Origin of the sequence: Polynucleobacter sp. IMCC 30228, assembly GCF_021395205.1 — a bacterium.
Classification (GTDB): domain Bacteria; phylum Pseudomonadota; class Gammaproteobacteria; order Burkholderiales; family Burkholderiaceae; genus Polynucleobacter.
The window spans coordinates 211,361-226,412 of record NZ_JAJVCS010000002.1 but is presented as its reverse complement, the minus strand read 5'-3'; the positions used below and the strand labels follow the sequence as shown (position 1 = coordinate 226,412).

The window sequence follows — 15,052 nt, the reverse complement described above, 5'->3', positions numbered from 1 at the left end:
ATGATTCATTTTAAATTAGCGCGTTTACGCGAAGATGTCCCGGCTATTTTAAAGTTGGCTACCCCTATTTTGGTGGGTCAACTAGCTGTTATCGCTTTTGGCGTACTCGATACCGCCATGACTGCGCGCTATTCGGCTGAAGATTTAGCGGCCCTAGCGATGGCTTCAGCAATCTTTATTAGTATTTATGTTGGCTTAACGGGCATTGTCTCTGCTTTAGCACCTATAGCAGGCCAACTCTTTGGCGCAAAGCGGTCTCATGAAATTGGCGAAGAAGTAAGACAAGCAACCTGGCTGGCTATTGGTTTAGCAATTTTGGGATGCGCGGTTTTACTTAATGCCGACTATCTCCTAGACCTTGCCCATGCAAACGCTGAGATTCATGCCAAAGCAAATCTGTATTTATCGATCTTAGCTATTGGCCTGCCGGCCAGTTTAGGCATGCGGGTTTTAATGGCACTCCATAATGCCGTCTCACGACCGGCAGTCATTACTGCCGTCCAACTTGCTGGGCTAGCCTTAAAACTACCTCTAAATGCTCTATTTATTTACGGTGGACTGGGGATCGAGGCGATGGGTGGGCCCGGCTGCGCAGTTGCTACTGTTATTGTTACTTGGTTATGGCTGTTGGTCACTTTAATGATTGTATGGAACGGTAAATTCTATCGACCCTTTGCAATCTTTAAGCAATTGAGTTGGCCTAACTTACAACGCATTTGGACCATCTTGAAGTTAGGCGCGCCCATTGGTTTTAGTTATCTAATTGAAGTAACTTCATTTACGTTTATGTCTTTGTTTATAGCCCGTTTTGGAATTACTGCTCTAGCAGGACACCAAATTGTGGCTAACCTTGGCACTGTCATCTATATGGTGCCGCTCTCACTTTCGATTGCCACTATGACTTTGGTTTCACAATCGATTGGGGCCAATCGCCAAGATCGTGCCGAAGAAATTGGCTGGTCTGCCGTCACCTTTACTACCTTATTATGTATTGCAATCGGTATCGCAGTGTGGTTTCTGCGTATGCTTTTGCTAGACCTATACAACCCACCCGCAGCAGTAAAACAATTTGCCATTCCTTTATTTTTATTTATAGCTTTATATCAAATATTCGATTCTTTACAAGTTACCGCAGCATTTATCTTGCGGGCTTATCGCATCGCCTTTCTACCAATGATTATTTACGCTGTGTCTCTGTGGGGTGTGGGTTTAGGTGGCGGTTATATTTTGGCATTTAACATGACTGGCACTGTTCCCTTATCGATGCAAGGCGCAAGTGGCTTTTGGTTGGCCAATAGCATTAGCCTTGGCTTAGCAGCTATGCTCTTACTATATTTATTTAGAAGAACCGCTGAACGGTTTGAATTAACGCATCCGGCTGTTGTAACTTAAGATTATTTAAAAATCTTGAGGGTTCCTGGGGCATCCTTAAACATGGGCTGCACAGCATTGGTGGGTAACTGAAGATTAGGTGGTTTATCAATAAATCCCTGCTCGGCCAGCTTGATTACAACTTCATCTCCAAGCGCTTTAGACGCCTCAGACATGATCTTAGTGGCGCTGGGGGTATAGGGTCCAGACCTCCCATTATCCAATCGGTTATCGTTGCCTGAGGCGGTAACTGTAAAGGCCGCCCTAGCCTGTAAGGTCTTAGTATCAATTAAACTATAGTCAACGGTCATATTCATATCAAATTGGTTCATGAAAGTATCTGTACCATCGATTTTTTCACGGTTAGCCCTAGTTTCCATGGCGGCAATAACGCCATATAAAACATAATTTGCATCCCCAAATTCACCCTGCTTTATGCGACCAACGATATCGAAAAAAGAATCGGTTTGACCTGGTTTGGCAACATTGGGCCTAGTTTTAGTAAGAATAAATCCAGCTTTAATGAGGTCGGCCCGCACTTCCCCAGACATACCTAATAATTCTGTATATTGAATTTTTAATTTATCCCCATACGTTTTAACGTAATTACTCTCTTTGCTGCTTGCTGATGCCGCACTACCCTTAGCTGCAATTGCCACATCATTTTTTTGATTAGATGCAGCACTACCCTGGAAAGAACCTGAACTATTGGCAGCTAGGGCGCCTCCACCTGCCGCTAAGCTATCTTGTCGCCGCGAGTCAATTGCAACTGCAGAGCTTTTAGAGCTGCGGTCATAGCCAGCAACTTCATAAGAACTTACAGAGCTCGAAGCTGACTTAGAATTTGCAGCTTCAAAGTAAAAAAATTCCCTCACTTCTTTTTTATAGGAAAGATCTGTAACTGCAATCTTTGTTTCTGCAATAGAAGCAATAGAAAATAGAGAGAAAAAGAAAACCAGTAAAGTTCTAAAAAGTATCACTAGCAGCCCTTAAGGAGTAAAAAAATAATTACTTAAAATTAAATCAACAATATTCTCCGGCTTTATCTGCCAGAAGTTTTTCTAATATCTTTGTCGTCGGTCCAGACTATTACCCCGCGCTGTACATCTATCAAATTGAGTGAGAAGGTATACCAAACATCCTTAACCTCTCCCCGCTTCACGATAGAAGAAATGCTACCCTCAACCCGATACTTAGCAGCCTCCATTTTGCCAACTTTAGCAGTTGTCTTACTATCATAGAGGCCTGTTTGATTTTGCGTTCTTAAATCATTGGTCTGACTCTGCATACCGTCATCCCCAACCGCAAACTCTACCTTGCCACTGTTAATTAATACTTTACGAATTTTGTCGGTAATTATTTTTGTATTAATATATTCTGACGTTGCATTTTTAACTGGATCCAATTTCATTCTGACTACAGTTTTGCTATTTGCAATAATAGGAAATTGAAGCATTTTGCTCGACATTGCTTCAGCAATCATACCAATGTCAGTAGAGCCAAATTCGTTAGTTACTTGCTCTACGCCTTTCTCATCACCATATTGAACGTTTCCACCATACCTAGGGCCAGTTGCACAAGCGCTTAAAGTTAAAATGCTTAATATAGAAATTATTTTTAATTTAGACATACCTTATTCCTAAAAAAATTAACCAAAACCATTTAATTCAATAACAAAATCTGTTGCCATTGGCGTTGGGGCAACCCCCGTCAATTCAAAAGTTTGCCCTCCAAAGGCAGACTGTGGTTTCCATACTTCATCATCGCTTACTTTAATGCCTGAATCATCAAGCCATTTAAACCGATAGTTATATTGAATACGACTAGAGCTCTCATTAATAAACGAAGCTTGAACAGTTAATAAATTATTTCTCTTGACAGCTATTAAATCTGTAATTTTTAAAGCATTCGTGGAGCCAGAACGCCTTATTTTACTTTCCTTTGTTTGCTGAGCCCCTACTAAATGGCTATTTAAACTAAAGGAAAAAAAGGTAATAGCTGGGATAAACCTTCTTATAAAAAATTTTCTTTGCATATTTATCTAGGTAGTCTTAGTGTAATTTATTTTAAAACGGTTGCTGGCCCAAAAACACCATATTCATTTTCAGTAAGTGGCTTGGGATAGTTAGACACTACTACACCACTATTAAACACCCTAAGTTTAACAACTTCATAAGGCATAGATAAGTTTACTTTTACCTGCTTTGGGCCAGCGGGAGTTTGAATAGTTAAGGTATTATCTCCTTGCTGCAACATACCTCTTGCCATATAGACGCTTGACGGTAGTGCTTTCCACATTCTTGTATCGACGTCACCAGCTGCTAATGTGTTGACCGCAATACTAGAGCCTAATTTTAGTAATGACCCCAAAAGAGACTGATTGCCATTTTTATCCTTTGTACCTCTATCGATTGCTTGGGCAGCGACCTCTTGCGCAATAATTTGAATTATTGAAGAAGTAATCGCTGCTGCAATATACCCGGGCATTCTATCCTTAAGCTCACGTCTTGACATTGCCTCAACATTGGCCACATTAGTCAGCGTAAGAGATGTGTTACTCACATCAATTCTTTGAGGGTCAAAATAAACTTGATTATTTCTTATGGCTGGTACAACCCAAGTAACTGCTTTAACGCCGCTTCTTGTGGCAAATGGAATGGTTACTTTAAAGGAATAGATATCTGACAAAAACCCAGTATCAACAATAACTAAAGTGTCTGATTGTTTAGCGCTTGGTTTAACTTTTTTTGCGACATTCGCGAGGGCCTGTTTAAAAAAGTTATTAGGATTAATATTAAAGGCCATTTGATAACTTGTTGCAGCAAAGGATGGGTCAGTTGAACTCATTGCTTCGCCTATAAACCCCGCTAAATAATAAGTCCCTGCATTTTGATAAGAATTTTTTAATGCCAATACCTCTTTAGTATTAAAGGTATCTACTGGATATCCTGCGATCTGGTCTACTCTAGTTGTATCTACTCTTACTTCATTTTTATTTGTAGCCATTTCATCTCTGGCTTTAGCATTTGCCACCTCAAACTCAATTTTTCTAGCGCGATTCAAAAATGCATCAAGCTCTGTAGTATTTTTAGCCTCTGGAAGAGCTAATTCGTATCGTTTTGCTAATGCATGATTTGTTATTAATTCAAAGCCAACCATACTTTTTTCATAGTCTCTTGGCACATAAATTTGACTCATTTCGCCTTGCTCAGAAACAGCCGCCTTTAATTGGCTTAAGTCCATGCCAAAGCTAAGTGCTGTGCGGTTTTCCCAATCTTTAATAACATTGCGTGCTACTAAAAAATTCTGCGTACTTTCATTAAGTTTGGTTGGCCCTGAATTGCTAAGAAAGGTGCCTTTTTCTAAAAAGTAAATCGTATCTTTGCGTACCTTATCTTTTGCAACTAAATAACTATCTTTATCAAAGGTAGTATCTAAAGTTTGAAGTGCGCCCTGAATATTGCCGGCCTTATATTGACTATTAATATCCGCAGCTTCTTTTTCAGAATTTTTATTAACAGTTGCGCAACCCGATAAGAAAATTAGAATTAAAGTTATTGCTAGGGAAAATAATTTGAAAGTCTTCATAGTGCGCCTTATGATTTATTTATTTTGGCATGACTACAACTGCATCACCAGCCCTTACAACAGTTCCATTAGGTCCGTTCGTTACCGAAGCACCATTAACAGAAACACCTGAGTTATTAGGAGGTGGGGCTGGGGAAGAATACTCTTTGCTCTTTTCGGTATATTGAGTATTTTGTGCTGGTACACTAGATTGGGGATCGTTAGCTTTAGCGCCCTCGCCTCCCGATTTTTTTTCTGCTTCAGCGCTTAACTGCTCGGCTTCCTTATAGGCCCTGGTTAATACTTTTTGAACTTCACCAGATGGGTCTTTATTCTTTTTTAAATAACTAATGCCCTGCTCAATTGCTTCTTGGGGCTTACTCTGATCTACTAGCTGATTTAATCTCACGGCCATTTCAGCTGGAGGAGGTGGAGAAATGCTATCAGCGATTTTTTGCTTGACTTGATCACACCCTCCTAAAGCAAGAGCGGCACTAATCAGAAAAGGGGCATAAATTAAACGATTTTTCATATTTTTAAACAAAAAAGAATAAAGTTGAAAACCAGTATTAAAAGCCTGATCCTAGAATCTTTAACACTTAATTAAATAAATGTAATTTTTATAACTATACTCCCTTATTTTGACTATTCATTCAGTTAAAATTGAGGGATAAACATATAACATTCACATTTGGAATCTCACTCTTATTTATACTCCTAAAGCATTAAATTATGCTTTTTTAAAGACTTTAGGGTCTTAGCGGCATATTTTTTATATTTAACCCGAGGGTTCTAATTATTTATATGACTTCATTAATCAAACTATTTTCTTTACTCATTTCTCTAAGCTTATTGAGTTGCTCTACTGCTTTAACAATGAATCAAGTAATAAACCAATGTGACTCAAATAAAAATGATAGTAATTTTTATAAAAATTTCACCTATTTTACAACATGCATTCAAGAAACTTACAATAAAAATGGTTCTAACCCAGCAGGTTTACAAACTAAAAACTTTTATTCTGAATTAAACAAAATTAATGAGGAATATAAAAATGGGCAGCTAACTAATGTAGATGCAAAAATGGCGGCCCATAAAGCCTACATAGCCAACTACACTAAAACTGAAAATCCAATAACAACTAATTGCAAAGAATTTAATGGGCAAATTATATGCAATTAAAATACATAATGAATTAAAATTTGGCACAGATCTTGCTGAGCAGATCATTAATAGGCAAAAAAATGAAGTTTAGCAACTATCCCTGGGTATTAAAGCTTTTTGCGTTTGCTATTTTCTTAGCCACCCTGATCATTACCCTACCGCATCATGCTTTTTTACACAGTCGCGATAAAATTTTAGAGTCGTTGCCAGCGATTACAACATACCAAATCCGTTTAAGTGCCGAAGAATTTTGCCGCCTTAACTTAAAAGAGCAATTTTCTATAGTACCGTGCACCACGATTGACTCCCGCTTCTTCAGCTCTACTGATACGCAAAGCATCAATGATGCGATTAATGAGTTAAGCCGCGCCATCACAAGCTATGAGTCTTTACTGGCGGCCTTAAATAATGACACGCAAACGAGCGGGCAACTGTTGGAACTACAGGCGATTGTGCAAAGAAAGCTTGCGCAATTAAGTGCGATATTAAATGTCAGCGGTCCTAAAAGCTATCCCGCCCTTTTTAAGGGTCTATTAATTGCCCAGGGAACAAGCTACAACACCGCCAATAATAAATTTAAGCTATTGCCTCAAAATATTGCACAATATATTCTGGGCCAAAATAACATACAACGGCAATTTATTGCACTAGAAAAGGCATCCCAGTATCTAGCTGTTTTTTACCTTGCCTTACTATTAGTTTGCCTACTGATCATTCGAAAAAAATTATCGAGTCTTGGCCTGTTTTTTCTCTCGATTTATTTTTTTACAATCTTTTTTGGCTTAAACCTGATTCGTGATGCTTCATTACATTTTGGCTTTGAAGCAGCCTCCTTTGACTTAAGTCCATTTAGGCAACTGTATCAACGTCAACTGCTAGTAACTTTGCTATCGGCTTTGATTCTTGTCCTCTGTATTCGATTTTCTCATCGTATTGCGAATGCTTTTACCTTCATATTGAACCGCTTGTCGATCACCTTGGGGACTCTTTTGTGCACCCTAGCTATAGCTGGTTCGTATTTACTATTAGGTCCTGCCATTGGCTCAGAACTATTTAAGGTATCTAGTTGCTTTATCGCGGCCTTTCTTTTGTTTCGCTATGGCCGCACCCTTGAACTCGCCCAAGAGCAATTTGGATTAAGTAATTTAGTTGGCAAAAGCCTAAGCTATCTAGGCTCTTTTTCCTATATTTCCATGGCCAAAAAGAAAGAAATCTTGTTGCAAAAATATTATGTTTATTTTTTATTTTGGAAAATTTTAATTCAGATTCTTTTGGTGATATTTTTGTTATTGCTTGTCTCAGCCATCTTTCATGATTTAGGGGGCTCCCTTATTGCGGGCTTAGTTTTTTCCTTTTGTCTGTTTGTGTTACTAGGGAAAAAATTTGCCTCTTTATTAATCGGCTTGGTAAGTATTTTGGGAGTCAGTATTTTTATTGTCTCGGAAAAGGTACAAAACCGCTTTGAATTAATGCTCAACCCTAAAAATGCCAACATCAGTGATTTTGAGCGCTTAATTCAGTTTGAAAATGCGGGACAGCCCTTTGGGTTTGGTATAGGCAATATTAAGTGGTGCTCAACGGATGGGGTTTGCTTACCACTACAAACACTTAGCGATTACATGCCCACCCTCATCAATGGCGCCTTTGGCAAGATCTGGGGGCTTTTATTACTTGGTGGTCTAGCTTACGTATGGATCGTCCTTGCCTACCAAGGTTTTATTGCATCATGGCTCTATAAAGAACCATTTAAGTTCGCTAAATTGTTTGGGTCCTTGCTTTGCTTGGCAGCGCTTTTTCAATTATTTGTGACTACCCTGGGTAACTTACGGATTATTCCTCTGACCGGGCTTGGCACCCCGCTTATTAGCATTGGGATTTCGTCTTCCATATCAGCCTCCATTGGCTTTGGGTTAATACTTGGTCTTTGCTATGCCCGTAAATAAATTAAAAACATCTAGTAACCGCATTCGATCCCGATTTTTTATTGGCCTATTTGCTGTAGGCATCATTATTTTTATTTCGATACTGATTCATTTATCGTTTACCTTGTCTCAAAAAGAATTAGATAAGCCATTTATTCCCACTAATCTTGTCAATCAAACCCAAATTGTTTATGCATTAATTACTACCCCCCAAAACTCGGCAACGCTTAACTTTACCTGCGGCGAAAGAAACCGAGTAACACTCAGAGAAAAAATTGCCAGTATTGAGAAAATCGATTTTGATCAAGCCGATGCTCGCCTAATACAAATTTGGAGCGACTATAACGCCAAATCAAGTAATGTATCGTGCAAAAATTTTCCCGAAATCTTAGATGCGGCCTATATTCTTACGCAGCTATCGGTTGCTAACCCGAAATTATCTAAAGAGACCTTAGCTAATCAACTTTTTTCTCAGAGTTTAAATTGGAATACGCAAGTCTTATGCGTTTTTGGTAAAGACGCCAATGGAAAATTTATTGTCTCTGGAAGACCTGGCAATTGTGGAAGTGCTGATATCAAATCTAATGCGCTCACCCCAGCACGAGCCAATCTAAAAGATGGTTTTGCGCCGCTTTTGCAGTTAGCCCAATTTAGAAAACAAAGTGGCGGCAGTGATGGTATAAAAAGTCTGACTCTATCGCTAAATCCTGAGTTACAACTTTTAGCAAGCAATATTGGTAAATGCAATGACAAAAACCCTAGCTGTAATGCCGATCTTTTTAACCAGCTAAAGCTAACATCCGATCTGGCCTTTACCATCTTAAATGCAAATACCGGTGCCCTACTCGCTGTTGGCTGCTATGGAAAGTCATGTGGCCTTACAGCAAATTATCAGTTGGGCTTATTGGCTGGGGCAAATATTGAGGGCCCGCCAGCCTCGACTGAAAAACTTCTTTTTTCTTATGCATTTTTAAAAAATCGCTCGGTCTCGCCAACCGAGCTACAGTTTCAAATTAAAACATCGGGTGAGGTCGATGGCAAAGTCACTAAGCGAAATGAATGGTGGGAAAAAAATGCTATTTGCAATAACGGCACCGCCTTGGCCAATTGCTCAGTGCCGACTTATGTAACTGAGTTTGCCAAAGAGATTGGCTTAAATAATGGCTGCTCAGAAACCCCAGATCGACGCTGCGGTACTAGCAGGCTCTTAGAGCCTATGGGACTAGAAACATTTAGCCCAACCAATGGCCGGATATTAGTAAGCGCCAATAAGGATGGTCCGTATTTAGATGGTCGATTAATTAAGGGCCCTTTCATACCTTGGACTCAGTATGACGAGATCAGGGAAGGGAAAAAGCGCGCGACCAACTTTAAAGTACTCGAAAACACTAGCCTAGCTATTCAGTCAGTCATTGGCGCCGCCAATAATCGCATCACGTCTTATGGCCTAGCTACTCTTGTCTCATCCTTATATCAAATTGCTAGTTTCTCAACCTTAACTCAACCAAGTCTATTTGAATCTCAAAACCCCATCATTAAAAAAATGAATGGGCAGGCCAATGCCCAAATTATCCTCAGGGGTATGCAAAAAGTACCCAGACCAACCGAAAAAAATTGGGCGGGAGACGGTACAGCCAGCAAAGTCTTTACGCTAGCCTTTGGTAAGCCCTGCTTAGAGGATTGTCCGATCTATGCTAAAACTGGTACAGTCAGTAAGCAGGATAAAACCTACGGGGGCAACACCTTATTTGGGGCAATTGTTCAGGTTAACCAACTTCAAGGTTATATCGGGGCGCCCGTTACAGCGAGTGCCAATAGCGCCTTAGCAATTGGTGTTCTTGCCAATCCAAATGTTCCAGGTTCTGGGCATATTGCTAGTAAATTTGGGATGCTCTTAATTAGAGAGGTAATTAAAACAAATGGTCTCTAATAAGATTTTTACGCTAATTCCAGATGATCACTTATCTGGCTCAAACAATCTGTTTTTGTGCGCCCTTTTTATCCGTGAGGAGCTAAGAAAATTTCGGCAAATTAAAGTGCAAATTCCCGCTAATATCTATAGAAGTGTCTCAAAAAATGACTTTAATACATTTTTTAGTGATCCCCTAATTGATTTAGGCTTAACCGACTCTGATATAAAAATTGAAATTAAAGATATTCCCAATATTGAATTAGAAGCTACTTGAAAGGTTATTGCTAAATATGAAATTTATATTTTCAAAAAAGAAAGAAACGGAAATCCCCAAGGAAAAAAGTACGGATTTATTTGCCGATAGCTTAGCGCTCGATTTTAAAAGGGTTGCGATCGAAGAAATTTTAAATCAGTTACATGCGACTGAAGGAAAATATTTAAGCTCCATTCTTAATTCCTCGTATTTCCCAATTGATTTAATTACTTTTCACCCCTTAGATAAAGCCACCGCACTAGAAACTGAAGAGTTCTTCCGTATTCACACTGAAATCAATACCGGTTTTGAAGATTCTTTTTTTAGTGGCATCCTTTTAAAAGATTATCAAACTAACCATGGTGCCAAAGCAAAATTAACAAAAGATTGCTCTATATCAATTCAGCCTGGAATGAATTCACTTGATGATCCTACTAGTGAAGAGGCTTACCAAATATCCTTACGAGGCAATAGAAAAAAGTTTAGTGCTACCGTCAAATTAGGCACCCTAAAGCCAAATGAAGCCCCTGGTGCAGGCACCAGTAGCCCAATTAAAAATGAACCGGCTATACAGGCTGCATCAACTTCTTCATTTCAGCCCACTTCAGGCAACCAGACTCAATTAGCGATTCAAATTTCAGATGCTAACGGAGAAAGACAAGTTATCTGCTCTACCCCTTTGATCGTTGGCAGAGACGCCCCCAGTGCAGAAATACAGAATATGGAGAAGGTTAATGTTTCTGCGATGTATATCTCCCGTAATCAACTGAATATTTTCGAGCTTAATAACATCATCTACGCGTTTATTCCGAAAGACGCCAAGCTTAGCGGGGTATCGGGGCGCAGAGGAATTCTAAAAAACATGCGCCTGTATGAAATTAATGACGAAGGGCTACAAATTACATTTGGACAGCCTTTTGATATTGCCCATACTGTTGCCGACCCAAGCTCGCCGAACCTTTATCCCACTATTCATATAAAACTTGCAAAAAATCAAAATAAATCGGCCAGCGATCAAACGCCTATCCCCGGCGTTAGAAAATGATTTCATTTTCATTTGGCTATATTGAGAATTTGGGCGCAACAGAAAAACCCAAATTTGACTGTATTCGATTTAATCAAGAACTTACTAATTTTGCCCTTTGTGACGGCGCGAATAGCACACCATGGGGTGGCCATGCTGCGGAACTAACCGCTTCAGCCCTTACTTCTAAATTAGTTATCCCGCAAACTAATCCTGAAGAGACTCTTTTAGAATCGTTTTCTCGGGCTAATGATCTCGTTTTAGAAAAAATAAATAACGGGGCTACTACGGCATTAAATGTACTATTAAGTTACGGCGGAATTTACTGTGCTAGTTGCGGAGATAGCCTTATTGAGGCTTACAAACTTCAGCCTTTAAAGGGTTGGGTCAATTCACAAGCAAGCCAACTGGATTTACTGGAGGATGGTCACTCACCTAGTCAGCTAATAGGTAGTCCAGCCTTTCATTCCGCCAATATTTTTCAGCTTCCTGCAAAAGGATCTTGTATTGTTCTTATGATGTCAGATGGCCTACACGCCTATACCACTTCAAAAGAACGATTAAGTATCATTTCAAAAATAAAAAAAGGGCAGCCCAGTAATGAGGATATGCAATTTATTTGCTCAGAGCTAGGAGAATTAGCTATTAAAAACCAATCCAAGGATGATGTATCTGCAATCGGTATGTGGATAAATTTTAATTAAATAATGTCAGAAGACTTTATCAAACACTTTACAGTTGAGGGATCTACCTCGATATTGCCTGACGCCGCTTACTGGCTATCAAGAGAAGAGTTGATCTTGACTTATTTGCACCAAAGAAATGCGAACGTACCTAAAGTCAGCATTAAAAACTTAACACAAAAATCGATTGCCATGGAAAATGTTGGGCAATCGCTTTCGGTTCAGTTCAAGGAAAATAAAAATCAATTTAATACTACACAAGTTGCGATATTAATTACTAATTCGATTGAAGCTTTAATAGAGATTTTTAACTTAGGCATCCTACATCTAGATATTGCCCTTAGAAATATTGCTACCCCTCAAGGCGCCAGTAATCGTATCTATATATTAGATTTTGTTCATTGCCTATCTACCACCAATCGATTACAAAAGCCCCTGCCACTTCTGCCAACCGATGGCCTACATCATCCCATGCTGTATCAGGCTTTAAAGAAGGATTGGAGTAATTATTTTTTCTCATTAAATCAAAGCCAGCCCGTCTTAGACCATACCTTAACCCTCTCTAATGAGGAATTTATTGAATATTGGTCTGACTCGATTTCAGTACAGAATTTAAGCAGTCAGTTAGCAATTCTATGCCATGGGATCGGCAATTTACTTGAGGAAGTTTCCTGGCTTTCAAATTCGACTGATGAACATAACCAAATTTATCGTGAATTGTCGAAAAAATTAAGAAACCTAAACGAGGATGAAGCTAAGAATGCCTTAAATCAAGCACTTTCTCAATTAAATAGATTAATCTTGAACGCAGCTCCAGATAAGTCTTTTTTAGATTTAAGCACGCCCATACCTACAGTTCGTAATTATGAAAGAAATGTTAATGCAACGCCCCAGAAAAAAACGGAAACGATAATCGCTCGTATTAGTAAAGGTTCTTTAATATTAATCCCGTGGCGCAGCCTAAATACCAAATATATTCAGCTCATTTGGTGGACAGTATTAATTCTTAATGGCTCTTGGATAAACCTCGTAGTAGAAGCTGGCACTATAAAATTACCTAATTGGCTTTTATCGCTAGTTCTTATTAATTTTATTATTACCCCGATAGCAATTGGGCTACTTTTAATATTAAAAAATAAATTTTCTAGCGCCGTGGCAACTACAGCTTTTAATTTTCTGGTTTTGACAGAATTTTTATTGATCAACTCATATCCCCCCAGGGTTATGAGCACAATAGTGCTATGGATGCCAAGTATTTTTATACTTATTTTTATTTTAATAAGCTACAATAATTTTAGTTTTAAGTTTTTGCAAAAAAAATAATTCAAGCTGACAAAGCACTTCATTTAATCCCTCAAAAATAGGCCTAATCGGCCTTAGCCCCCGACTTTTTCACAATTCCAGTCCATTTTTCTCGTTCTTGGTCAATAAAGCGTGCTAATTCTGTGGGACTATTCGGTGCAGGCTCGAGCCCACTTGCCCTTAATTTGCTCTGTACAACAGGCTGCATCAAGACTTCTTTAGTCAGTCGGCTTAAGCGAGTTTGTATTGCAATAGGCAGACCCGCAGGCCCTACCAAGGAAAACCAAGAAACCGCTTCAAAACCTGGTAAGCCTTGCTCTGCAATAGTCGGAATATCGGGTGCAGCCGCCGAACGCCTTAGCGAAGTAATACCAATTGCGCGTATTTCACCCGCCTGAATTAATGGTAATGCTGAAACCAGATTATCAAAAGCCATACTGATGCGCCCGCTAACGAGGTCAGGTAAAAATTGTGCCCGCCCCTTGTAAGGAATATGCCGAATTTGTATTCCGGTCATTTCCTTTATCAGTTCGCCCGACATGTGCAAAGAAGTACCCGAGCCCGATGAACCAAAAGTCAGCTGATTAGGCTCGGTTTTGGCTAGGGTAATGAGTTCACTTAAATTACTGACCCCTAATTTTTTATTCACTACCAATACATTCGGGGTGCTAGCTAAAAAACTAATGGGTGCAAAATCACGGACAGGGTCATAGCTCAATTTCTCGTAAAGCACGCCATTAATTGCATGGATGCCAACGGTGCCAATTAACAAGGTATAGCCGTCAGCATCGCTTTTAGCTACATAGTCGGCGCCAATATTGCCACCAAAACCTGGGCGATTTTCAACTAAGACGTTTACTCCCAGAGTCTTCTGCCAACTTTCAGCCAAAATACGCGCCAATGTATCGGGAGCACCCCCAGGCGTAAAGCTCACGACCAGATGAATTGGCTTTTTGGGCCACAGCATCACGTCGCTTTTCTGGCTACTAGCACTAGCACTAGCATTTTTATGCGCATTCGCTTGCGAAAAAGCTACCGTGCTCAGCAGGCAAAAAACTAAGCTCAACAATAAACTTGCAACTATTTGAAAATGTTTTTTCACGGGTAAATTAACTTATACCAAGCTGATGTGCTAGATCGAGAAAATCTTTAGCATGAAAATCAGTCCAAGTCTCCACCTGCATATCTTGACGCAAATGATTTGGCCCATGCTCAAAGGGGCGCTCAACAAACGCAGTTTTAAGACCTAGTTTGTGGGCCGCTAATAAGTCGTCTTTATGGGTAGCCACCAGCATGACCTGCTCGGGAGCAATATCAAAGGTTGCCGCTACCCCTAAATAGGTTTCTGGATCAGGCTTGTAATGACGAAACACTTCGGCTGACAAAATTAAATCCCACGGCAGCCCCGCATTTTTCGCCATCTCGGCCAATAAGCCTAAATTCCCGTTCGATAAAGTCACAATAGTGTATTTGCTTTTGAGCCGCTGTAAACCCAGTACGGTATCGGGCCACGCGGCTAGCCGATGCCACACCAAATTTAAATCTTTTTTCTGCGCCTCATTCAGTGCATCAACCTTGAACTCAATTAGCACTTGATCCAGAATCATCCGATGTAAATCGTCGATACGCGTCCAGGGCAACTCACCCGAGCGCACACGGGCCATAGCGGGCTTATAGCCATTACGCCAAGCAGTGGCAAATGCTAATGGATCAACATTGAGATCAAATTGAGATACTTCTTTTGCAATAGACCCATGCCAGTCAACGACGGTACCAAAAACATCAAAGGCCAAAACACGAATTGCGCCTACATTACTCAAGGCTTGCATAGGAGTTACCATATTTAAAGCAAGG

The 15,052-nt window shown here is 39.8% G+C and carries 15 protein-coding genes; 8 read left to right on the top strand and 7 right to left on the bottom strand.

Annotation, left to right across the window (positions count from 1 at the left end; translation table 11 throughout):
* The gene (locus tag LZT21_RS04975; RefSeq protein ID WP_233923932.1) at positions 1-1,392 is read left to right on the top strand and encodes an MATE family efflux transporter; all 1,392 of its coding nucleotides are present in this window, start codon (positions 1-3) and stop codon (positions 1,390-1,392) included.
* Between the two features lie 2 nt (positions 1,393-1,394).
* Here the strand turns inward: LZT21_RS04975 and LZT21_RS04970 are convergent, their stop codons facing one another.
* The 5 genes from LZT21_RS04970 to LZT21_RS04950 all read right to left on the bottom strand — a co-directional run bounded on the left by LZT21_RS04970 (position 1,395) and on the right by LZT21_RS04950 (position 5,470).
* Positions 1,395-2,351, bottom strand: a complete 957-nt coding sequence (locus tag LZT21_RS04970) for a hypothetical protein (protein ID WP_233989635.1) — start codon at positions 2,349-2,351, stop codon at positions 1,395-1,397.
* A gap of 62 nt (positions 2,352-2,413) precedes the next feature.
* Positions 2,414-3,001 carry a penicillin-binding protein activator LpoB gene (lpoB, locus tag LZT21_RS04965; protein ID WP_233989633.1) on the bottom strand — a complete coding sequence of 196 codons (588 nt, stop codon included), beginning with the start codon at positions 2,999-3,001 and terminating at the stop codon, positions 2,414-2,416.
* 18 nt (positions 3,002-3,019) lie between these two features.
* Positions 3,020-3,406, bottom strand: coding sequence for a YcfL family protein (locus LZT21_RS04960; RefSeq protein WP_233989626.1), 387 nt, complete (start codon positions 3,404-3,406; stop codon positions 3,020-3,022).
* A 26-nt stretch (positions 3,407-3,432) separates the two neighbouring features.
* Positions 3,433-4,959 (bottom strand): hypothetical protein, encoded by a 1,527-nt coding sequence (locus LZT21_RS04955; RefSeq protein WP_233989624.1) that lies wholly within the window; start codon positions 4,957-4,959, stop codon positions 3,433-3,435.
* A 19-nt stretch (positions 4,960-4,978) separates the two neighbouring features.
* Positions 4,979-5,470, bottom strand: coding sequence for a hypothetical protein (locus LZT21_RS04950; RefSeq protein ID WP_233989623.1), 492 nt, complete (start codon positions 5,468-5,470; stop codon positions 4,979-4,981).
* A gap of 272 nt (positions 5,471-5,742) precedes the next feature.
* Between LZT21_RS04950 and LZT21_RS04945 the strand changes: the two genes are divergently transcribed.
* From LZT21_RS04945 to LZT21_RS04915, 7 genes are all read left to right on the top strand, one after another.
* Complete coding sequence (locus LZT21_RS04945; protein ID WP_233989621.1) at positions 5,743-6,120, top strand: hypothetical protein; 378 nt, start codon at positions 5,743-5,745, stop codon at positions 6,118-6,120.
* A gap of 62 nt (positions 6,121-6,182) precedes the next feature.
* A complete protein-coding gene (locus LZT21_RS04940; RefSeq protein WP_233989619.1) occupies positions 6,183-8,045 on the top strand; it encodes an FtsW/RodA/SpoVE family cell cycle protein in 1,863 nt (620 codons plus the stop codon).
* Positions 8,032-9,954 (top strand): hypothetical protein, encoded by a 1,923-nt coding sequence (locus LZT21_RS04935; RefSeq protein WP_233989616.1) that lies wholly within the window; start codon positions 8,032-8,034, stop codon positions 9,952-9,954. Before LZT21_RS04940 ends, LZT21_RS04935 begins: the two co-directional genes overlap by 14 nt.
* Entirely contained in the window at positions 9,944-10,210 is a 267-nt protein-coding gene (locus tag LZT21_RS04930) for a hypothetical protein (protein WP_233989614.1), read from the top strand. Before LZT21_RS04935 ends, LZT21_RS04930 begins: the two co-directional genes overlap by 11 nt.
* 16 nt (positions 10,211-10,226) lie before the next feature.
* A complete protein-coding gene (locus tag LZT21_RS04925; RefSeq protein ID WP_233989612.1) occupies positions 10,227-11,234 on the top strand; it encodes a hypothetical protein in 1,008 nt (335 codons plus the stop codon).
* A complete protein-coding gene (locus tag LZT21_RS04920; protein ID WP_233989610.1) occupies positions 11,231-11,917 on the top strand; it encodes a PP2C family serine/threonine-protein phosphatase in 687 nt (228 codons plus the stop codon). Before LZT21_RS04925 ends, LZT21_RS04920 begins: the two co-directional genes overlap by 4 nt.
* Positions 11,918-11,920: 3 nt before the next feature.
* Complete coding sequence (locus tag LZT21_RS04915) at positions 11,921-13,219, top strand: hypothetical protein (RefSeq protein WP_233989608.1); 1,299 nt, start codon at positions 11,921-11,923, stop codon at positions 13,217-13,219.
* A 43-nt stretch (positions 13,220-13,262) separates the two neighbouring features.
* Here the strand turns inward: LZT21_RS04915 and LZT21_RS04910 are convergent, their stop codons facing one another.
* Positions 13,263-14,300 (bottom strand): tripartite tricarboxylate transporter substrate binding protein, encoded by a 1,038-nt coding sequence (locus tag LZT21_RS04910; RefSeq protein WP_233989601.1) that lies wholly within the window; start codon positions 14,298-14,300, stop codon positions 13,263-13,265.
* 7 nt (positions 14,301-14,307) lie between these two features.
* The gene (locus tag LZT21_RS04905; protein ID WP_233989599.1) at positions 14,308-15,027 is read right to left on the bottom strand and encodes a haloacid dehalogenase type II; all 720 of its coding nucleotides are present in this window, start codon (positions 15,025-15,027) and stop codon (positions 14,308-14,310) included.
* Positions 15,028-15,052 lie beyond the last annotated feature (25 nt).